This is a genomic window from Bradyrhizobium sp. 45 (assembly GCF_023073155.1).
Classification (GTDB): domain Bacteria; phylum Pseudomonadota; class Alphaproteobacteria; order Rhizobiales; family Xanthobacteraceae; genus Bradyrhizobium; species Bradyrhizobium canariense_D.
Genome location: NZ_JADPIX010000040.1, coordinates 1 through 19,427, shown reverse-complemented (window position 1 = coordinate 19,427; position 19,427 = coordinate 1). Strand labels below are relative to the sequence as shown.

At 58.6% G+C, this 19,427-nt stretch carries 19 protein-coding genes; 14 read left to right on the top strand and 5 right to left on the bottom strand.

The annotated features are described in order from the left end of the window. Positions 1-340 (top strand): transposase (locus IVB42_RS06055; RefSeq protein WP_247469853.1); only part of this gene is annotated, 340 nt, incomplete at its 5' end. A 561-nt stretch (positions 341-901) separates the two neighbouring features. Here IVB42_RS06055 and IVB42_RS06050 read toward each other — a convergent pair. After that, positions 902-1,597 (bottom strand): nodulation protein NolW, encoded by a 696-nt coding sequence (locus IVB42_RS06050; RefSeq protein WP_247282065.1) that lies wholly within the window; start codon positions 1,595-1,597, stop codon positions 902-904. Positions 1,598-1,782: 185 nt separating this feature from the next. Between IVB42_RS06050 and IVB42_RS06045 the strand changes: the two genes are divergently transcribed. Genes IVB42_RS06045 through IVB42_RS05995 form a run of 11 tightly spaced genes read left to right on the top strand, consistent with a single transcriptional unit; the run spans position 1,783 to position 10,183 of the window. After that, positions 1,783-2,262 (top strand): nodulation protein NolB, encoded by a 480-nt coding sequence (locus IVB42_RS06045; RefSeq protein WP_247282066.1) that lies wholly within the window; start codon positions 1,783-1,785, stop codon positions 2,260-2,262. Between the two features lie 9 nt (positions 2,263-2,271). After that, entirely contained in the window at positions 2,272-3,138 is an 867-nt protein-coding gene (gene sctJ, locus IVB42_RS06040; RefSeq protein WP_018458371.1) for a type III secretion inner membrane ring lipoprotein SctJ, read from the top strand. A gap of 13 nt (positions 3,139-3,151) precedes the next feature. Next, a complete protein-coding gene (locus tag IVB42_RS06035) occupies positions 3,152-3,784 on the top strand; it encodes a nodulation protein NolU (protein ID WP_157643061.1) in 633 nt (210 codons plus the stop codon). Next, positions 3,781-4,401, top strand: coding sequence for a type III secretion system stator protein SctL (sctL, locus tag IVB42_RS06030; RefSeq protein ID WP_018458369.1), 621 nt, complete (start codon positions 3,781-3,783; stop codon positions 4,399-4,401). Before IVB42_RS06035 ends, sctL begins: the two co-directional genes overlap by 4 nt. 47 nt (positions 4,402-4,448) lie before the next feature. Beyond that, positions 4,449-5,759, top strand: coding sequence for a type III secretion system ATPase SctN (gene sctN / locus IVB42_RS06025; protein WP_083926521.1), 1,311 nt, complete (start codon positions 4,449-4,451; stop codon positions 5,757-5,759). Further along, positions 5,735-6,268, top strand: coding sequence for a hypothetical protein (locus IVB42_RS06020; RefSeq protein ID WP_247282067.1), 534 nt, complete (start codon positions 5,735-5,737; stop codon positions 6,266-6,268). The genes sctN and IVB42_RS06020 overlap by 25 nt, the downstream gene beginning before the upstream one ends. Positions 6,269-6,294: 26 nt before the next feature. Next, on the top strand, positions 6,295-7,380 hold the full coding sequence (gene sctQ / locus IVB42_RS06015; RefSeq protein ID WP_051113044.1) for a type III secretion system cytoplasmic ring protein SctQ: 1,086 nt from the start codon (positions 6,295-6,297) through the stop codon (positions 7,378-7,380). After that, a complete protein-coding gene (gene sctR, locus IVB42_RS06010; protein WP_018458365.1) occupies positions 7,373-8,038 on the top strand; it encodes a type III secretion system export apparatus subunit SctR in 666 nt (221 codons plus the stop codon). The genes sctQ and sctR overlap by 8 nt, the downstream gene beginning before the upstream one ends. Positions 8,039-8,040: 2 nt before the next feature. After that, entirely contained in the window at positions 8,041-8,316 is a 276-nt protein-coding gene (locus IVB42_RS06005; RefSeq protein ID WP_018458364.1) for an EscS/YscS/HrcS family type III secretion system export apparatus protein, read from the top strand. 11 nt (positions 8,317-8,327) lie between these two features. After that, on the top strand, positions 8,328-9,149 hold the full coding sequence (gene sctT / locus IVB42_RS06000) for a type III secretion system export apparatus subunit SctT (RefSeq protein WP_247363756.1): 822 nt from the start codon (positions 8,328-8,330) through the stop codon (positions 9,147-9,149). Beyond that, entirely contained in the window at positions 9,146-10,183 is a 1,038-nt protein-coding gene (locus tag IVB42_RS05995) for an EscU/YscU/HrcU family type III secretion system export apparatus switch protein (protein WP_247469851.1), read from the top strand. The genes sctT and IVB42_RS05995 overlap by 4 nt, the downstream gene beginning before the upstream one ends. 43 nt (positions 10,184-10,226) lie before the next feature. On the opposite strand, the gene IVB42_RS05990 is transcribed toward IVB42_RS05995, so the two are convergent. The 3 genes from IVB42_RS05990 to IVB42_RS05980 form a co-directional block, all read right to left on the bottom strand. Further along, a complete protein-coding gene (locus IVB42_RS05990; protein WP_018458361.1) occupies positions 10,227-10,889 on the bottom strand; it encodes a CpaD family pilus assembly lipoprotein in 663 nt (220 codons plus the stop codon). Between the two features lie 10 nt (positions 10,890-10,899). Next, complete coding sequence (locus IVB42_RS05985; RefSeq protein ID WP_247335472.1) at positions 10,900-12,321, bottom strand: type II and III secretion system protein family protein; 1,422 nt, start codon at positions 12,319-12,321, stop codon at positions 10,900-10,902. A gap of 73 nt (positions 12,322-12,394) precedes the next feature. After that, complete coding sequence (locus IVB42_RS05980) at positions 12,395-13,084, bottom strand: response regulator transcription factor (RefSeq protein WP_018458359.1); 690 nt, start codon at positions 13,082-13,084, stop codon at positions 12,395-12,397. Between the two features lie 569 nt (positions 13,085-13,653). Between IVB42_RS05980 and IVB42_RS05975 the strand changes: the two genes are divergently transcribed. Next, the gene (locus tag IVB42_RS05975) at positions 13,654-13,869 is read left to right on the top strand and encodes a hypothetical protein (RefSeq protein ID WP_247335422.1); all 216 of its coding nucleotides are present in this window, start codon (positions 13,654-13,656) and stop codon (positions 13,867-13,869) included. Positions 13,870-14,932: 1,063 nt separating this feature from the next. On the opposite strand, the gene IVB42_RS05970 is transcribed toward IVB42_RS05975, so the two are convergent. Next, positions 14,933-15,079 carry a hypothetical protein gene (locus IVB42_RS05970; RefSeq protein WP_247469849.1) on the bottom strand — a complete coding sequence of 49 codons (147 nt, stop codon included), beginning with the start codon at positions 15,077-15,079 and terminating at the stop codon, positions 14,933-14,935. 1,479 nt (positions 15,080-16,558) lie between these two features. Here IVB42_RS05970 and IVB42_RS05965 point away from each other — a divergent pair. Continuing rightward, complete coding sequence (locus IVB42_RS05965; RefSeq protein ID WP_346732210.1) at positions 16,559-18,544, top strand: hypothetical protein; 1,986 nt, start codon at positions 16,559-16,561, stop codon at positions 18,542-18,544. Positions 18,545-19,427: the final 883 nt, after the last annotated feature.

Genomic DNA, 19,427 nt, shown 5'->3' with positions numbered 1-19,427 from the left:
GAAGTACGAGAAGGCCGCCGATTGCCTGAGCAAGGATCGAGACACGCTACTGGCGTTCTACGACTTCCCGGCCGAGCACTGGAAACACTTGCGGACGACCAACCCCATCGAAAGCACCTTCGCCACCGTTCGCCACCGCACCATCCGATCGAAGGGCTGCCTGTCCAACAAGACGGCACTCGCGATGGTCTTCAAACTGCTCGAGGCCGCGCAGAGAAGCTGGCGTCGTCTCGATGGCCACAACCAGTTGCCAAAACTCGTTGTCGGTGTGACATTCAATGATGGGATCGAGGTCATCGCCAAGCCGACCGACCGCCAGCCCATAACCGCCGCCGCCTGACCGGCTCCGGCCGTCACCAAAATTTGGCGATAGCTCACCAGTGCCTTCTCCGAGCGCTGATAGCGTTGAACAGCTTGGTCGAGAACCGCCCCTGACGGTCCTGCGGCACCTTCACCCGGGGTGATCAGCGAGCGGGTATAGTAGCCGGAGCGATAGCCCAGCCGCGCCTCGCCCAGCGCCTCCGCCATCGTGGCTTCGAGAGCTTCCTGCACCGCACCCCGGATTAGCGGTTTCAGGATCCCTTTCCGACGCAATAAGCTGTTTGACGGTAGAGCCATCCGTCCTAATCTTCGTCACGGTCTTGGTGGCCTTGCTCCGCTAGGGGCGGTGATCTTCGCAAGCACCGGATTTACTATGACCGCTTCAGCCGCTAGCTTTTGCAGAACCTCCCGCACACTACCACCGGATATCCCGATACTGGTGGACAAGGTCGCGCAGCGACAATTCTCGTGTTCTGGAGCCGATTTACGACACGTTCGTCTCGCCCTGCTTGTGCGGCGTCTGATCAGACGATCGGTCCAGCCTCCTTGCACACCCCGCGTAACGGCTGATTGAGCGGTATCATCTTGGGCCCGGCCCTTGCGCAGGCAAGGTACCCTCCTGACGCGGCAGGTCTGAAGAGTACGGGGCTTCAGTTCGCCCATCCCGAACGATCGTCGCGGAGGCGCCGCGATATAACATCAGCACAGATTCCCGAGACGGCATCTCGATGGAGCGAGGTCGCGCCTGCGCCTCCGCCACGAGACCATTGAGCGTCTGATCCACGAGTGCGATGAAGCGTGGTGGACCGGACGCAAGGACTAGGCCATTTCCCGGAGCCGATCTCATGATGTAGCGTTCGTCGGAAATGGCGAGCGCATCGAGGGTTGCCTTGAGCGCGTCGCAGCTGATTGAGGTTAGCAGAAGCAGACGAGTTTGCGCTTCCTTTGCGGTAGAGACGTAAAGCACGAGCCCATCGTAATACCATTGAAGATTGTAGACTTGAGTCAGATGATCAAGGAACTCGCGCGGTGGCAGGTCCGGCATGTGCCCGCGAATCCGACCCTTCACCTCGGCGCTGATGGTGACTTTAATATTGAGGTTGTTGCCGAATTCCTGCAGCGCGGCAGAAAGCTCCTGATCCAGAACCGTATATCGATAAGGGGTCGAGGGCAGCGACAGGGGAGCGCTGCGCGCGATCTGTGTTCCGCCGGAAACGAAAACGGCGACACACAGAACTCCGTTCAAAACGTGCGGGATTATGGATCGGATGAGCATTCATGGTTCTCTTTGACTTAAACTAACAGGAGTACGTTCGGTACGTGAACGCGAAACGTGATCTTTAGATGGCGATGTGCGGGCGAACTCGTCAGCTTGTCGTCAGCTGGCCTGTCTAGGACATTGAGCCGCTAATCGGCTTGAACGGCTGGTCGTATCACATCTCGATGAGAGCGAGTCTTTCCATGATGATGTTAGGCGCTGCGCCGATCTCTCACAATCTAGAAGGCCTGTCCAAGGCCTGTTCGGCAACAGCGGTCGACGAGCAGGTCCAGTTTCAGCAGAGTCTCTTGCAAGCGGCTTCGGTTCAAGACCTTGCGCCTCCAGTAACGGGAGCGGCGGCGGTTCCGTCGACATCCGAGGTATCGCGTGCAACAACACAGGCGAGCCCGCTGGGCGATCGCATCCTCCAGAATCTTTCTGCGATGTATCCGGTCAATGCAGTTCCAAAAGGTGCGGAGACCGGGTCGACGTCGGAGCCCCTTTTGCTGCAACCCGGCAAAGCGGAAGCAGGTGTGCCGGGCGCCCCCAGTGGCGCAGGTGACTTCGAGGCGATGTTGGCGAATCTGAAGGATGTTTCTGACAGCGTCATCCAGGTAACACTCATTTCAAATGGTATCGGTAGCCTCGGTTCATCTCTGAATAAGCTGATATCGGCGGGCTGAGTGGGGCAAATGATTGGTTTAATCGATCGCGAAAGCGATCAGGCGCGCCCATTCCGCAAGCGGCTTCAACTTGTGGCTCTGCTGCCGCTCCTGCTTGCCCTGGTTGGTTGCAAAGCCGATCTCTACACGAAAGTTCAGGAGCGTGAGGCCAATGAGATGCTTGCGGTCCTCCTCAAGAACGGGGTCGATGCGCTCCGCGTTGCTGCTAAGGACGGGACTATCACGATCCAGGTCGAGCAGACTCAGATTGCTTCCGCAATCGACCTGCTGAATGGCGAAGGGTTGCCGCGCCACGCTTTCAAGAGTCTAGGCGAAGTGTTCAGCGCGGCGGGTCTGATTGCTTCGCCAATCGAGGAGCGCGCCCGTTACGTCTATGCGCTGAGCGAGGAATTATCTCGCACGATCAGTGATATCGATGGTGTCCTCTCGGCGCGCGTCCACGTTGTTCTGCCAAAGAACGACCTGTTGCGACGTGACACCACGCCATCTTCGGCGTCGGTTTTCATCCGACATGACTCGAGGGCAAATCTCTCAATCTTGCTGCCGCAGATTAAAATGCTCGTCGCCAACAGCATCGAGGGCTTAACCTATGACAAGGTGGCTGTTGTTTTCGTCTCAGTCGAGCGGCCCGCACTAGAGCCGCGACCGGCGGCTGCGGCTGGTCTCGCCCAAGCATCTGGAGTCATTTCGACGCCATTGGTTGCGGTTGCCATGGGTCTCGGCGGGTCTGTATTCGGCGTGCTGTCCTGCGTCTTGCTGAGCGCTCGTGGGCGTCAGCGCAGGCAATCATCTCAGAAAGTTAGCGCTGTCGGTGGGCGCTCGGCTGTCTCTGCTATGGAGATGATTCGCAAAGCGATTAAGCCTAATGCGGCGTAGTGTGGTATCCGACATGACGAGACCGAATCCGTCTGCCGAGCGGCATGATCCGCTTAAACTAGCCTCTGTAGGTATTCGTAAGCTTGCTGCCACGATTCATCCGACCCGCCTTGCCGCGCGACTTGACGCGAACCTCTCGTCTGCGACGTTGGTGCGACTGCAGAAGAGTCCTAGGCTGCAGATAAGACTGCAAGCGTTGCTGCTTGAAGATGAACTGGGCTTGAACGGAGGTGACTTCGGGCCAGACCTTCTCCTCGGGCATGATCCGAGCAGGGCTGCCCTCCTCGCCGGCGGCATTTGGCATGCCCGTTCGCTGACAAGGCTGGTTTCAAAGCATGATGTCGCCGTTCTGGTCGAGCACGTCGGCACCGAGGTGCTGGCTTTCGGGATCCGACATGCAGCGCATGCGGTTTCGACCAGATTAATTGCTGATCCTCAACAACTCGCGCTAGGGATTGAAGACGATGGACATGCCTGCCTCGGCGCTTGGCTCGATGAAGCGTCAACGCTTGATTGCCGCCGCGTGCTTCTACGCCTAGCTGTCGGAACGGCCGCCGACAATCCGGCGACTGAACACCGCGATGCCGCGGGCCAATTGTTTTCGCCGGTGTTGGCCCATTTGGCGAGGGAGGCCCCAGCGGGATGACAGACGACGAAACTGCGCCGCCCGTCGCTCCGCAGATCCGCCCCCTTGGGCCACTCATAGCGGCGAGGGATCTCGAGATTTGGCACAGCGCCCTCGAGGCGCGTGCCGTGGCCGAGCGCAATCTGAAGCGCGTTCGCGGCTGGGCGCGCAGAGCTTATCAGAAGGAGCGTGCGCGCGGCCATGCTGAGGGGGTGAGGGCCGGCGCCGAGGAAATGGCACAGCTGGTCGCGCAGGCTGCCTCGGAAGTGGCACGACGAAAGGCCGTTCTGGAGCAGGAACTGTCAGCGCTCGTGATGGACATCGTAACTGATCTACTGGGCGATTTCGATCCCGGCGAGATGTTGGTGAGGACGGTTCGTCACACGATTTCGCACAGATATGGCGGGCCGAAACTGTCCCTTCATGCGTCCCCCATGGATGCTGATGCGCTTACGCGCGAATTTGCTGCCTGCGACGGACGGGAGGACCGGCCGGAAGTCCGAATTATTCCGGACCCGGCGCTGTCAGCGAACGAATGCGTGCTGTGGAGCGAATTTGGCAATATCCATCTCGGACTTGACGCGCAGCTCCGCGCATTGCGTTTGGGGCTTGGGTTAGATCATGAGGCAGACGAATAGTGACGGCGCCGAGACCAGACCATAGCTGTCCTGATGGAGATGGGACTCTGCACGCGGCGCTGGCGCGTCTGCGAACTACGGCAAGCCATGTGGACACGCGTGCCGTACGCGGGCGGATCACGCGTGCGATCGGCACGTTGATCCATGCAGTCTTGCCGGATGCTCGTATTGGAGAAGTTTGTGTGCTCAAGGATCCGCGCACCGGATGGTCGCTTGAGGCCGAGGTGATCGGTCTGTTGCAGGACGGGGTGTTGCTGACGCCGATCGGTGACCTGCAAGGCATGTCCGGCCGCGCAGAAGTCGTTGCCACTGGCCGAATGCACGAAGTGCCGGTCGGCCCCAATTTGCTTGGCCGGGTGATCGACAGTTTCGGCCGTCCACTCGATGGCAAGGGCGCAGTCAAAGCCATGGAGACGCGCCCGCTGCGCGGCAAAGCGCCAAATCCAATGACGAGGTGCATCATCGCTCGCCCTCTGCCACTCGGTGTTCGCGTCTTGGATGGTCTTCTGACATGCGGCGAGGGCCAACGCATCGGCATTTATGGAGAGCCTGGTGGCGGCAAGTCGACGTTACTGTCGCAGATCGTAAAAGGCGCGGTCGCTGACGTGACCGTGGTTGCGCTGATAGGCGAGCGTGGACGCGAAGTGCGTGAATTCATCGAGCGGCATCTTGGGGAGACTGCCCTCCGCCGCACGGTCGTCGTCGTTGAGACCTCCGATCGCTCAGCGACGGAGCGGGCGCAATGTGCTTATACGGCAACCGCGCTCGCCGAATATTTTCGCGATCAAGGCCTGCGCGTCGTTCTGATGATGGATTCATTGACGCGATTTAGCCGCGCTATGCGGGAGATCGGGCTTGCTGCCGGTGAGCCACCGACTCGCCGGGGCTTTCCTCCCTCTGTCTTTGCAATGTTGCCAGGTTTGCTGGAGCGCGCTGGTATGAGTGAGCGTGGCTCAATCACCGCCTTCTATACCGTGCTTGTGGAAGGTGACGGCACGGGCGATCCAATCGCCGAGGAAACGCGTGGCATTCTCGATGGTCATATCGTTCTTTCACGCTCTCTCGCGGCGCGGGCGCATTTCCCCGCCATCGACGTACTGTCGAGCCGCAGTCGCGTCATGGATGCCGTCGTATCTGCACCGCATCGCAAGGCAGCATCCCTCTTCCGTGATCTTATCTCCCGTCATGCAGAGGCCGAATTTTTGATCAAGGTTGGCGAATACAAGCAAGGCAGCGATCCGCTGACGGACCGAGCTGTCGCTTCGATCGATGATCTGCGCGAGTTTTTACGCCAGGGTGAAAACGATGCGTCCACTTTTGAGGAAACCGTCACATGGATGTGCCGTCTGACCGCATGAGTTGCATACACGTTTCGAGCTTGCGGCAAGTGAAGGATATGCGCGAGCGTAGTGCTCGTAGTGAGTTGTCCAATATGGAAGCCAAGCGTCATATCGCGACCTCGGCCGCGGAGCACGCATGGCAGGAACTTGGAATTGCTGAAAAGCACCATACAGAGGCCCAGGCGGAGGTTTACCAGCAGTTGATGTCGGTCGGTACCTTGTCCGTCGTTGAACTCGATCATTGCCAGCTCACTCTTGAGAGGCTAGCGATTGAGATCAGCTCGAAACGCCGCACACTTGAGGAGGCGCGTATCACTCAGAAGCAGGCCGAGACAGCGGCATCCGAGAGGCGTGCGCACTGGGCGAAGCGTTCCGCAGCGACTCATAAATGGCGACAAATCGAGACCGACGTCCGGCGTGCGGCCGATACCCATTCGGAAGTAACAGCCGAGCTAGAGGCTGATGATGAAGTCTTGCTTCGCCATGGGAGGGGTTTGCCCACGCTGGTGGCGGGCGGTTCAATTTGATGACCGCTAGTCCAGTTGGGAACCAAATGCGCTGCCCTGTACAGTCGCCTCCTGCAACTCGCGCGAACGCATACGCGAAGTACGAGCCGAGCCAGCGTCTAACCCAGAGTCTCGTCTCATGGCTCAACAGAAACGTGCGGCCCTCCGCCTCTTTGCGGAGTAATCTTTGCGACAAGCCGCTATCGGTGCGACTGGAACGACTTGTGTGGCAGGAGGAACCTCCGGCTCTGTCGATGCTCGATTGCGTTTGGCGCCTCGGTGATGATGCGCTCGTGTTGTCGATACCGCATGCGCTTGCGGAGGTCTTGATCTCGACAGTACAGAGTGGCCTAGCTTTACTTTCCGAGCCAAGTCGTTCGCTGGTTCTCGAACTTGCAATTGAATCGTTGCTCGCGCACCTGGAGACTGAGACAGAGCAGCAACTGCGACTCCTTCATGTTGGAAAGGCCGAGAAGAACGGGCCTTATATCGAACTCGACATCATCTACGGTCCGGTCAGGGGCAAAGGTCGCCTATTTCTTTTCTCGCCTCTTGACGGACCGATACCGCCGGCGTTCCGCGCCTTAGGCGAGCTGCTCGGCCAATTGCCGCGACAGTTGTGTGAGGTCCCCGCACAGCTACCCGTTACAATTGCAGGAGAGATCGGCTCCCTCCGGGCGTCAGCCTCGCTTCTTCGCAAAACACGTGAGGGCGACGCTTTGCTGCCGGATGTAATGCCATTCGCCCGCGGTCAGATCATCCTCACTGCCGGCCCGTTATGGGCCGCGGCAGATGTCACTGGCACCCGCCTGATTCTGCACGGACCGTTTCGCTTGCGGCCGCGCCCTCTGGAGTATGCGCATATGACGACACTGCCCGGTTTACAGCAGTCGCCTTCGGAAGCCGATCTCGACGATATTGAGATTTCGCTTGTCTTTGAATGCGGCCGATGGCCCATCACGCTGGGAGCCCTGAGAAGCATCAGCAAAGGATATGTATTCGAACTTGGCCGGCCGGTCGACGGCCCGGTCGATATCCTTGCAAACGGCGTACGTATCGGGAGTGGCGACATAGTACGTATTGGGGACGAGCTCGGCGTTAGACTGCGTGGCGGGTTAGCGGGCAATGACTAACATTGAACCAGCAATACTGCCGCTTCTTGCGGTAACGGCCGCGCTCGGCTTGTTGGTCTTCGCTGTCGTCACGACCACGGCGTTCGTAAAGGTATCTGTCGTTCTCTTCCTCGTTCGCAATGCGCTTGGGACCCAATCGATTCCACCGAACATCGTTCTATACGGCGCAGCATTGATGCTCACCGCCTTCACGAGCGCCCCCGTCTTTGAGCAGAGCTACAATCGAGTCGCCGATCTGCAGCTCCGCTATCAAACGCTCGAGGATTGGGTAGCCGCCGCGAAAGTGGGGCAGGAGCCGCTGCGAGGCTATCTCAAGAACTTCACCAATGAAGAACAGCGAGGCTTCTTCCTGTCCTCGACCGAGCGTGTCTGGCCGGAAGAGATGCGCGGCAGAGCGACAGCCGATGATTTTGTCATTCTCGTCCCATCTTTTCTAATCTCAGAACTCAAGCGTGCCTTCGAAATCGGGTTTTTACTATACCTTCCGTTTATCACTATCGATCTGATCGTAACGACCATTCTGATGGCCATGGGCATGTCAATGGTGTCTCCGACAGTGATCTCAGTTCCTTTCAAGCTGTTTCTGTTCGTGGCGATTGACGGCTGGTCGCGGCTTATGCACGGGCTGGTGCTGAGCTATTCAACACCTGGAGGGTGAGCATGGATGAGGCCACTATTCTCCCTTTTATGAGCCGATCACTGGTGCTTTTCATGACCTGGGTTCTGCCTCCGCTCATTGCAGCGGCGGTCGCCGAAACCATCATCGGCATCATCCAGGCGGCAACGCAGATCCAGGATCAGACATTGCCACTGACTGTGAAGCTTTTGGTCATTGTTGGGATTATAGGTTTGTTTGCTCCGGTGCTGAGCGCCCCGCTCATCGAACAAGCCAAGCAGATCTTTACTGATTTTCCCGCGCTCACGACGGGCTACTAGCAGCAGCCGTCATGTATGATCTGTCAACCGCCGACACGCAAAGTCTGATCCAGGCGACCATCGAACTCGTCGTTGCTGCCGGCCTTGGTGCGGCCCGCCCCGTGGGCATCATGCTGGTGCTTCCGGTATTTACGCGTCCGCAGATCGGCGGCCTGATCCGCGGTTGCCTTGCCGTCGCGCTCGAACTACCATACTTGGCGCACATCGCCGATGGCCTGAAGGAGCTAGATCCGGACACTCGTCTGCTCAAGATCGCGCTACTCGGTCTTAAGGAGACGTGTGTCGGCCTACTGATCGGCGCCCTCCTCAGTATTCCCCTCTGGAGTCTTCAGGCCGTCGGCGAGTTCATCGACGCGCAACGGGGCATCAGCAGCGTGGTCACTCCCGCCGATCCCGCGACACGCAGTCAGGCTTCGGCGACGGGACTTCTTATCGGGACCACCGCGACCACGATCTTCGTCGTATCGGGGGGCCTGCAAACCATGATCAGCGGGCTTTACGGCAGCTATCTGGTTTGGCCGGCTTATCAGCTTGGACCCACGCTGAGCATGCGAGGGACGCTGGAGTTGTGGGGCGTGCTCGACAGCATCATACGTACCGCCGTCCTGGTCTCTGGACCTGTGGTAGCTTTCCTCTTGCTGGCCGACATATCAGCGCTTCTGCTCGGGCGCTTTGCGCCGCAATTCAACCCGCGGGACCTATCGTTGACGATCAAGAATATAGGTTTTGCGATCGTCATGGTGACTTATACGCTCTACCTCATCGAATACATGCAAGCCGAAATCATGCAGTCGAGCCGAGAGCTGGAGAGGCTTGAGAGGAAACTGAAGTGAGCGACACGAGCGAAGAGAAAACGCTCGCCCCCACTGAAAAGAAGCTAAGCGACTCGCGCAAGAAAGGCGTGGTTCCGCATAGCACGGATCTAGTCAGGGCCCTCAGCGCTTGCGCCGGTCTCGGTTATGTCTGGTTAGAAGCGAGTTCCATCTACGACAAATGTCGTCAAGCGCTCATGCTGACTGACAAGCTGCTTGATAAGCCGTTCAATATTGCGGTCGATCTTGCGCTCGGCGTCTTGCCCGAACTTGCACTGGGAATCGTTGGCCCGCTTCTTGGGAGTATGGTCACCTGCGCAATTCTGACGACGGTCCTAGCCAATGGTGGATTAGTGTTCTCCTCCGAGCCGATGACGCCGAAATTCGAGAACATTGATCCCATCAACGGACTGAAGCGCATCGCCTCTTTGCGTTCCCTCATCGAGCTTGGCAAGACTTTGTTCAAGGTCTTCTGCCTCGGCGCGATCTTTGTCCTCGTCGTTGTCGGCGCGTGGAAGACACTGGTCTATCTGCCGGTTTGCGGCACGGGCTGCTTCGAGTTCGTGTTCATTCAAGTGAAACTGTTGATCGGGATTGCAAGTGGTGCATTTCTTATCGGCGGATTGGTCGATCTCCTCATCCAGCGTTGGTTGTTCTTGCGCGGCATGCGCATGACTAAGAGCGATATGAAGCGCGAGGACAAGGAGCAGCAAGGCAATCCGGAGGTGAAACGCGAACACCGACGCCTTCGGCGGGAGCAGGCGAGCGAGTCTCCTCTCGGCGTGAGTCGCGCGACATTGATCTTGACTGGGCGCGAGCTGCTGGTCGGGGTACGCTACATCCGTGGCGAAACGGGCGTCCCGGTCCTGGTTTGCCGCGGCGACGGGGAGGCGGCTTCACGGCTCTTTGATGAAGCGAGGCGCCTTCGTCTCAGTATCGTCGAAGATCACGTCCTGGTCCGTGAGCTAATCCACAACACTAGCCTTGGCAATTCCATTCCTGTCCAGTACTTCGAGGCTGTCGCAAAAGCACTCTTTGCCGCCGGCCAAGTCTAGTTCGTGTTGTGAATGAGGTCGCATCGAATGACTGATGTTCTCGCTATCGAGAGGGCTGCACGGTCTGGGTGCCGGCAGACGTGGGATCTGACGGCAGCTTGTTGTTAGCCATACCCAAGTTGCTGTTATTGCCGGTCGCGAAGGTTTTGTATGTGGCAACGGGAATGGCCGCACGATTGCCATCACTCGGCACAACGGCCTGATTGTCAATCAAGTCGCGCGGATCGTTGACCATGCCGGCCAAGTTGTTGCGGATCGAGCAGCCAAGCGTCGGATCGAAAGAATTGTCGTTCACTGAAGGGCCGACGATCGCAATCGACGGACAAACGGGAGGGCGCGCCTCGTACGTAATCGCCTCGATTCGGGCGGCAGAGCCATCACGCCTATCGATGAATGGACCGTACAGGCGGATGTTGTGAGCGTCGACGCCCACTGCGCGGGCCTCAGCTGCTATCTGCGCCCCGAGCCGACGTGAGCCGACGATATCAAGATGGAGCGTGTCGTACCGACCGCGACTGGTACTCGCTATGAAGTAACGCAGACGCTGCCGTTCGGGCCCTCCAAGGGTCTGTAACAGTAAGACGTTCTTCTCTTGTTCAACCAGGATCGCTTGCGCGGTCGGCTCGAGGTAAGTCGGCGCGGTGCTTGCGCAGCCACCTAGACTGGCCGTCAGACCGATGAAGGGGCGCACGAATCGTAATCTCATTGGTCGATCCTCATTCGATGGTGTGGCCGGTGCCCCTTGTCGCGCCTGGTACGCTTATCGGGGGAGTACCGCGAACAGGCGAGCGCGTTGCCAATGTGTTCGTCAGACTGCGCGCGAGGTCTGAGGGCGGAGCGATGCGGTCGGTGGGCGCACTCATCTGCTTCGAGTTCGATCTTGGCCGCACGACGTAAGGCGTGACGATGATCACGAGTTCCGTCTCATCCTGTTGAAATGACGATGAGCGAAATAGCGCACCAAGAATCGGAACGTCGCCGAGCCAAGGGAAAGTCGTGATCTCAGTGCTGAAGTTGCGCCGGATAAGCCCACCAATTGCAAAGCTCTGGCCGCTGGCGAGCTCGACAACCGTGTTTGCACGCCGGGTGGAGAGAGCCGGCACGGAGATGCCGTTGATGTTGACAGCACCTTGTGACGATAGTTCGCTGACTTCAGGCTTCACGCGGATATTGATCTGATTGTTACTGAGAACGGTCGGCACAAACTCCAGGCTGACGCCGAAGTGACGGAACTCGACAGAGACCTGCCGATTGTCCTGCAACACCGGAATGGGAAATTCGCCGCCGGCGAGGAAGCTGGCGGATTCGCCTGACATTGCGGTGAGGTTCGGTTCAGCGAGTACGGAAGCGAGGCGCTCGTGAGCCAGTGCATCGAGCATAGCGCTGACGTTCACATGGCCAGTGTTGACCCCCATCTTCGCCGTACCGCCGCCCTGCGCCGCGCCGTATCCACCACCACTGCCACTGACCAAGCCGACAGTGAAAGGGCCAGCTTGACCGGAAGCGGAGAGGTTGACGCCGAGCTCCTTCATGGCGCTCCGGGAGACCTCCGCCACCCGCACGCTCAGATTCACCTGCAATGACCCCGCCACCTGAATCTTGTTCACGACGAGCGCACCAGACCCAAGAAACTGCTCGGTCACTTTCATCGCTATATCGACGATCTCCGCATTGGGCGCCGTACCGCTAAGGATGGCCCCGCGCGGGGTGTAGCTTACCTGGATGGGATAGTCGCCGACCTGGGCTTTCAGCGTGGCGCGCAGATCCTCGATCGGCTGGGTGACGACAACACGCAGCTCAGCGAGAGCCTCCCCGGCCTCGTTCAGTGCGAACAAGGTGGTCCGACCGGATTTTTTGCCGAAAACAAAGATGGTCCTGTTCGAAGGTGCCTGATAGTCCGCGACCGTAGGATCTGCGACAAAGATGCTCGCGGCTGGCGCTGGCAGGTGAATCGTCTTACCTAGCGAAGAGGAAAGGGTCAGCGTTGCGCTAATGCCGTCGGCAGCCGTACGCTGCGGCCCACTTCCATCATCCCGCTTGATCTGAGCTACGGCCGCAGCCGGGAATAGCAGGATGACCACGCACAAAAGCTGCCAAAGACAAGGAAGAAATGTGGACGAAAGGCCGTTGGCGGCGATCGATCCTCGAGTGACGCCAGCATGCTTGTCAAGAATGATGCTCAAGATGGTCGTTTCTTTCAAGTTCAATTAACTACGCGGTCGATGCCGCGCCTTTCAATTCAAGGACGTAGCCGATCCCGCGCGCGGTTTTGATCCGTAGCGTCGCACCGGACCGACTCAAATGACCGCGCAAACGATAGATTCCGACCTCAAGCGCATTGGTTGAGACTTCGTCGTCAAATGCATAGAGGCTATCCTCCAATGACGCACGAGCCACAGTGCGGCCGGCGCGGCTGAGCAGATGTTCAAGAATGCACACCTCGCGGCGGGCAATCTTCAGTGGTCGACCATTGACCGTCGCTTGCCGACCGATCGAATCGAACCGTAGATTGCCAAAGGTAACAATGGGGGCCGTCATTTGCGTTGACCGGCGCAGAGTAGCGCGCATTCGTGCGATGAGTTCATCAGTAGATACGGGCTTGGGCAGGAAGTCGTCCGCACCGCCATTAAATAGCGCTATCCGCCTACCGAGCTCATTGAAGTTACTCATCATCACGGCAGGCATCGAATGTCCGTCACGTCTCAACTGCTTCAGCCAATCCAAGCCGTCTCCATCCGGTAGAACCAACTCGAGCAAGAGAATGTCATAGCTGGCGCAAGAAAAAGCGGCGGCGGCCTCGTCCAGGGTGCACGCTACGTCAACGGCAAAACCGCAATCGGAGAGCGCATCTTGTACAACGCGCGCGGGGTCCCTCTCATGATCAACGAGTAGCGTTCGCATTCCAGGACCTCCTATCAAGTCACGCCAAGACACCCACCACGTCACGCCACCCCCGAGCGGAATTGAACAGTCCGGCCTCAGCGTAAGCATTGGAATCCGGAATAGACGAAGAGCTGCGGTACTGGCGAATCGCATATTGGATCGGGATTCCATTGTGAGCTCGACTGGCGTTGTTTACTGTCTCACGTGGCGCGCGTGAATCTTGGTGACGTCGAATGTGCTCTTTCCACCGGGGCGTAGGCGGCAATCAATACAATGCATCGATAGGCGGGCAGCACCCGCTCGGCGCCGGAACAATCGCGGCAGTTGTCGCCGACATCGTGAAGTCGAGATGATTGCCGAGAACACATTGATTGGTGAAATCGATGGTTTGGTTCGATGCATTCACAAGGCGGATTAGTGACAATGCCGTTCCATGGTCTGGATCTAAATCTCCTCATCACGATCGATGCTTCCGATGGCGAGCGCAGCCGCACGGCCGCAGGTTTGATGGGGGAGCAGCGATGATATGCGATTTGCATCGCGGCCCTCAATTTGCAAAGCCTCACACGCGGGCAGGCGTTCCGTGCTTGAGCAACGAACTTCCTCATTCGGCCAAAAAGGTGAGCCTCCTTCGTGCTCCGATCACCGGAGCGACAGTGATGGCCAAGCGCGGCTACGCTCAGCTGGAGAACGCCATAACGAGGCCGTCCTGCCGCGCCTTCCTATTTTTTGACTTTTATAAAATCACCGAGACGCTTTGGAAAGAACTGCTCAACGGCCGGACAATCCAAAAACGGGGGTGACATGAACTTGGCCGCACCGGGCAAAACCGTGCCTACAATCCGATCGCGGTGTCCATGATCACGTACTCATCGCAGCTTTGCCGACAGCAAACCTACGACGTTGCGTGATGCACGGCGCTTTCCCTACCCGGCAGCACATGAAGTGTGAAATCAATTCTTTGGATAGATTGCATTCACATCCTGGATAGTGACAAGACGTCTGAGGTCTGTGTCTCAGTCTCCTAGTCGCACCTGATGCTCTGATGACCGAACGCAATCTGTCGGTGGCAGCTCTGGTAGGGTGAGCGATGATTTTGGTGATTTTGCATGACGGCGTCTTCCTGCAAGGCTCACATTGGGCACCGACTCTTCTGGACTAGCAAACCCAGTCATGGTCACTCGCCCAGCAATGTCGGTTTTGCTCCATCCGGACGTGAGAAAAATGTTGTTCTGATCGACATTCTACGTCTGATCAGAATGTGCAGCATCTCGGAATCGGTGGGCGACTTGCTCAGGAAATCGCATGGTGCATGACCGGCGTCTGCAAGTTGTCCCGTCTGAGCCGAAGCGCCCCGGTCCTAGAGAGCTTGACGGCCAATAAGTCTTCCGCAGAGTGCTTGGCCGGCGCATTGGAGCGCGGACAGCTGCTTTGGTCACGTTGTGGTCAGCTAAGCTGTATATCCTCCTGGCAAAGCTTGCCGCGCACGAGCTCAATCGCGTGCACTTTGCCAATGCGGGAGCGATCTGATGTATGGCAGAATCGGTGGATCCGTTTTGCGGAAGCGGTTGCCGGCCTGGAGCGAGGTGGATCGTCGTCGGCAGGCGCGTCGCAATACTCCTTGCGTTCCAATCCGCCCATTATCAAGATCGTCGACCGAGAATCTTCCATGCGCAAAGTGAGACAGTCTTGTCCAGTGACATCATGCACATCGCCAGTAACCCGCAGGAGTATTCGGATTTTGTCGGAGAAAGCCGAGCGGGCTGCAACTGCCGGTGAAGGCTATTCCAGTACTTACGGTGATCCGGATAAGCCGGCGCGATTTTTCAGCTATCAGGTCGGGTGACGAAACTGTGAGCCGGAGGCTCAGTCCGGATCGAGGGCGACCAGTTTCGCCAACAGTTCGGGCGTAACGTCATCACGTCCCTGGTAGATGTACGCGTTACTCATCCGCTCGACGAGTACGCGGGCAATATCCTGCTGGAGCATGAACTGCGCATGGACGGCGATCATCCGTTGGTCTTATCACGTCCTGGCGCAGGAGGTATGGAACCCCGTCTAGCGGGAATGGGTCTTGTTCATGGCGGGCGCAAAAACTGGGTGCTTGATCCTCAACAGCATCCCAAAGTGTGGACGGAGAACGAGAACGACCAGTGGCACCGAGTAGACAGGCCTACAAAGTATCTTTCCAAAGTCGAGGATAGCGATGGTCAAGAGAGCTGCGAGACGGATTTCGTCTGACGATGATCCCTCGTATTACCTGGAGCGCGCTGTTCGAAGATTGGCTGTGGGACAAGGCGATTCGGAACGATGAAAGCTGGCGGAACCGACTGGTATTTCGCTATTCTAGGGGCCGGTTCACTAGTGAACTTGAAGGAAGCGCTCGCGCCGGATAGTGCTCCTCGCGCGTGAGAGATGCCCGGTTCGGAACGTCAAGTTTGACTTCCTCGGCTAGGGCTTCCGGCCGCGACGGGCAAAGAATTTTGCAGTTTTCTGCCTCGGCTCAGCGCTTCGGCGGTGAAGTTTATGCGGGTGGCAATCCGGGATTTGGACCTCCGAAAACGGACCCATGTGTCAATGGTGACATCGCTCGGCAGCTCAATCCGCTCCTGGGGGCGGGGATTGTGTATTACGGTCGATTCAGGCGGGCGCCTCTGGGGCAATCCTCCGATACGTCAATCAGACAATCGAGGCTTGGATGATGCGGAGGTCCAAACGCTTTATGGGTCGCAAGGCGAAGACCGGCCGCGTTCTCGAACGGCTATGTCGCGAACGTCCCGGGTTTTTGCACAATGTAAGACCGGCACACGCGGCTCGTTCGCCTGATGGGAGCCCAGTGACGGAGAGTCTCACGCTGGCATCCATGACAGCCCGGCGGTGAGATTCCGCCGGCCTACTCGCCAAGCCGTCTGCTCGGATGTGTGAGGGCAAAGCCAAATGGCCTAGCTACTCGACCACGATCCACGGCGATGTGGGTTTCCTGTGCAACCGGAAAAACGCCCTTCGTCAGCTACTCGTCAGCCAGCCTGTCTATCCAGACAGGCTACGCATTCTCGACTTGAGTGGAGATGGAATATGACGGGCATTGGCCGATCTGGCAGATCGCGCATTGGGGATGCTGGAGCCGGATCGAGCAGTTCACGCTTGCACTCAAGTCTAGCCCCTGGGGAAGGCAGTCAATCGTTCGATTCCGTCGTGGAGCGGATGCGCTCTGGGCCCCAAGATAGAGGGACGCCGTCCGCTAGCACGGCGCGCGGTGCCGACGATGCCCTTGGCGACGGGTCTTCCGGTCCCTCCATTGGCCCAGATCGAATCCTAGGCGCTGCGGCACGTGCAGCCGCTGCGCCACCTGCAGTCACTGCGCGGCGGCGCGGCTTTCCCTCAGTGTCTGAGGGTGGAGACACGGCGCCGGTCGCGAGCCAGCCGCCAACTTCCGGTGTGGCAGTCTCCATTTCCTCGTCAGAGGAAGAAATCAACGCAACAAGGCGACACATGGACCGCCTGCGTGAGGAACTTGGCGCTTGCGCTCAGCCGGGCGAGGATGCCGGGCTGGAGGAGACGCTAGAGCTGATCGATCGATTCGTCAAAGCAGGCTCGGCAGTTCTGGAGTACTACGCGAGCGTGCGCCCGGCCGTGGCGCGGAGCATTCTGTCCGACGCTGAGGCCCGTCAATACTGCTATGCCGTGCTCCATGCGGGGAATCAAGGCAAGACTGTGGGCTCGGCGATTATCCTCGCCTTGGAAAAGCGCAGACAGGAATCGGCACGCCTGTTCCAGCGGATTTTCGAATCCAACGCTACCCCCGACCAGCTGAGCCGAGTGGCTTCCAGTATGGTGAAGGACCATGTGCCTGTCATCGAGTGGTGGGGAAAGAAGCTGTTGCGCTCGGAACGGATGCAGTCCGCCTGCGAGACCACTGCCAACTTGCCAAGCACGACGCCCGAGATGCGGAAGGCCAACGAAGCCGCACTACGCCTGCACACCGGCTCGGCACTTTATGATGGGTGCTTGTATCTGGAATCGCGGATTAAGCTCGCGAAGCTTCTGATTGAGTCTCAGGCGAGCACGTTTGAACCAGCCGTGAGGGACGCCCTCATGGATGAGAACGGGCGGGTGCGTCTGCTCGGGACCTATATCCAGGATGCTTTTCCGGCATTCGTCTCGACGTACAAAGCCGTTCTGAACAAGGACGGAGAGCCACTCGACGCAGAGCACTGCACCGTTCTGGAAGGAGTCATGGAACGGCATTCGGAATTTGCCTCAGAGGTGGAACGTATCGTTGCCAGGCTAAGGGATGCTGGAACGGATGCCGACCTTCCATTGGAACAGTTGGACCAGATCGTGGAAGGTGCATGGGTCACCGCGCACCAAGTCACGCGACTTTTGGCAGTGCAGCCAAAGAGGCAAGTGGAGCCGCCTGCCCAGACTGCGATATCGGAAAAGACCGACTTAGCGGCTGAGAACCACGCGGCGCGCAGGAAGGGGAAAGGCAAGCGCGCACCGGCCGCACGCGAGGGGAGTTCAACGGCCGGGCTGCGCGAGCCGCAGCTCGCTAGGCCCGACGCTGCCACAGCCTCTACTGCCAAGGTTATCGTACTCTCGGATCTGGGTACGAAGAAACTCGCGAGTGCGGAGGAGGCACGCGCGAGGGCGTCATCATCGGCGACCGGGCACCTGGCGATGTGGCAGGCTCCGCCCTCCAGGAACGCACTGACGGGACTACTCAAGCGATTGGACGAGCTGCTGCAGTTCGATCTGCCGGCTCAGCAAAGCGCCGTCTCGCAAGCGCGCCAGATGAAGCCTGAGGACGCCGACCACGTCGTGGATCTCGTCCTTAAGCGCCTGGAGACGCAGACCGCCGAGATTAAGAACTGTGTAGCCGCGCTGGAGGAGCCCCGCCGACATGGCCTACTCACGCATGCGCAATTGCCTGAAGTGCACGGAAAAATAGTCCGGCTTAAGACGATGTTGTCCGAGGTTCAGGGACAGGCAAACTCGTTGAACGCACGAAAGGCGGCGATCACGATCGATTGCATGAAGACGTACGCGTTTCCGTCGCAGAAGTACCTTGAACAATTGCAGGCGGCCGAAGAACTTGCGTCTGTGGATTCACCCCGCGCCTTGAAGAGCGAGCCAGCGACGCTGTTCGAGGTCAAGCTGCAGCCCAAGGCGCTGCGCAGTGGTAGGATGCCAAATCCGATGTGGGTGCACATCCATACCAAGCTGCCGGTACATGCCTGGCAGTTGGCCACGCTGGGCGGCGCCGACTTCGCCGCTTGCCACGTGAAGTCCAATGAACAGCGCGGCTACAATCGGCAATGGCAGAGCGCTCGAGCCGCCACGGGGCACGAGAACGTTGTGATCCACCGCGGCAAGCTCACGCCTGCGTTCTGTAAGTCGTTGTTGAGCATCGTCCCATGCGACTCCCTTCGCGAGGCGGAGCATGCGTCGATGCAGTTCGCGCGCCTCAGGATGTAGTTACCTGAGTGTCTCACGCCAGAGCGTCGCTGTGGTGATACCATCAAGCAGACCGTTATCAACGAGAGGAAATCCTCGATGAAATCGAAGCCGGCGCGGGCTCCTCGAACAGATCTACAACGGGTCCGACTGAAATTCCATGGCTCGATGAGAACGACCCCGAGGGCGTCGCCTTTGAGTACGACGTGATAGGCCCGCCAGCGTGAACCTGCACCCGCAGAAGAGGCCCGCCAACTGAGGCGGCCTTACTCTCTGTGCATTCGGAGATTTACGGGCGCCTTAGAGGCTCAGCACCAGCATATACGCGAGGACCGTGGATAGAGCGCTCAAACCAACGATGGTGATTATGAAAACGAGGTCTGGCGCCGTCACGCTCCCCCCCATTTGGTTTCGCAAATCACCTGAATCTTACACTTTAATCCGGCGGCTGCAAGCCGGGTGACATAAGCCATTAGGTCATGTGAGCGCCAACATCGTTTTGTCGGGCTCACGCAGTAAGGCTTCCCGCTGCGGTCCATGCGGGAGCTTCTTGGCTTGCTCGCGCAGGCTCTTCGCACGATCCGCGCGGCACGCCAAGTTGCTAGCACAGAGGCCCGCTAGCGTGGACCGGCTCTCCCGAAACGGGCTCGCGCTAGTCGAGATTGAGCTTCTTTTGGAGAGCCCTGATCATGTCCTCGACGCTCACTTGCCGCCAGTGCGTGGAACTAGTTTGATCTGCAAGCCCATGGCGGTGAGCACACTGAGAACTGTTGAAAAATTCGGAAGCTGTTGGTCGCTGAACGCGGAGCTATCGCCCAAAGTTGGTGACGGCGGGAATCGGAAAGGCGGCATATCGTGGGGGTGCTTGACGCCTCCACTTCTCCACCGAAGGAGCGATATGCCG

Excerpts from the sequence above, each read along its gene's own strand:
- IVB42_RS06050 (WP_247282065.1), bottom strand. The coding sequence starts at position 1,597 with ATGCTCATCCGATCCATAATCCCGCACGTTTTGAACGGAGTTCTGTGT.
- IVB42_RS06045 (WP_247282066.1), top strand. The coding sequence starts at position 1,783 with ATGATGATGTTAGGCGCTGCGCCGATCTCTCACAATCTAGAAGGCCTG.
- sctJ (WP_018458371.1), top strand. The coding sequence starts at position 2,272 with ATGATTGGTTTAATCGATCGCGAAAGCGATCAGGCGCGCCCATTCCGC.
- IVB42_RS06035 (WP_157643061.1), top strand. The coding sequence starts at position 3,152 with ATGACGAGACCGAATCCGTCTGCCGAGCGGCATGATCCGCTTAAACTA.
- sctL (WP_018458369.1), top strand. The coding sequence starts at position 3,781 with ATGACAGACGACGAAACTGCGCCGCCCGTCGCTCCGCAGATCCGCCCC.
- IVB42_RS06020 (WP_247282067.1), top strand. The coding sequence starts at position 5,735 with ATGGATGTGCCGTCTGACCGCATGAGTTGCATACACGTTTCGAGCTTG.
- sctQ (WP_051113044.1), top strand. The coding sequence starts at position 6,295 with ATGCGCTGCCCTGTACAGTCGCCTCCTGCAACTCGCGCGAACGCATAC.
- sctR (WP_018458365.1), top strand. The coding sequence starts at position 7,373 with ATGACTAACATTGAACCAGCAATACTGCCGCTTCTTGCGGTAACGGCC.
- IVB42_RS06005 (WP_018458364.1), top strand. The coding sequence starts at position 8,041 with ATGGATGAGGCCACTATTCTCCCTTTTATGAGCCGATCACTGGTGCTT.
- sctT (WP_247363756.1), top strand. The coding sequence starts at position 8,328 with ATGTATGATCTGTCAACCGCCGACACGCAAAGTCTGATCCAGGCGACC.
- IVB42_RS05990 (WP_018458361.1), bottom strand. The coding sequence starts at position 10,889 with ATGAGATTACGATTCGTGCGCCCCTTCATCGGTCTGACGGCCAGTCTA.
- IVB42_RS05980 (WP_018458359.1), bottom strand. The coding sequence starts at position 13,084 with ATGCGAACGCTACTCGTTGATCATGAGAGGGACCCCGCGCGCGTTGTA.
- IVB42_RS05970 (WP_247469849.1), bottom strand. The coding sequence starts at position 15,079 with ATGATCGCCGTCCATGCGCAGTTCATGCTCCAGCAGGATATTGCCCGC.
- IVB42_RS05965 (WP_346732210.1), top strand. The coding sequence starts at position 16,559 with ATGGACCGCCTGCGTGAGGAACTTGGCGCTTGCGCTCAGCCGGGCGAG.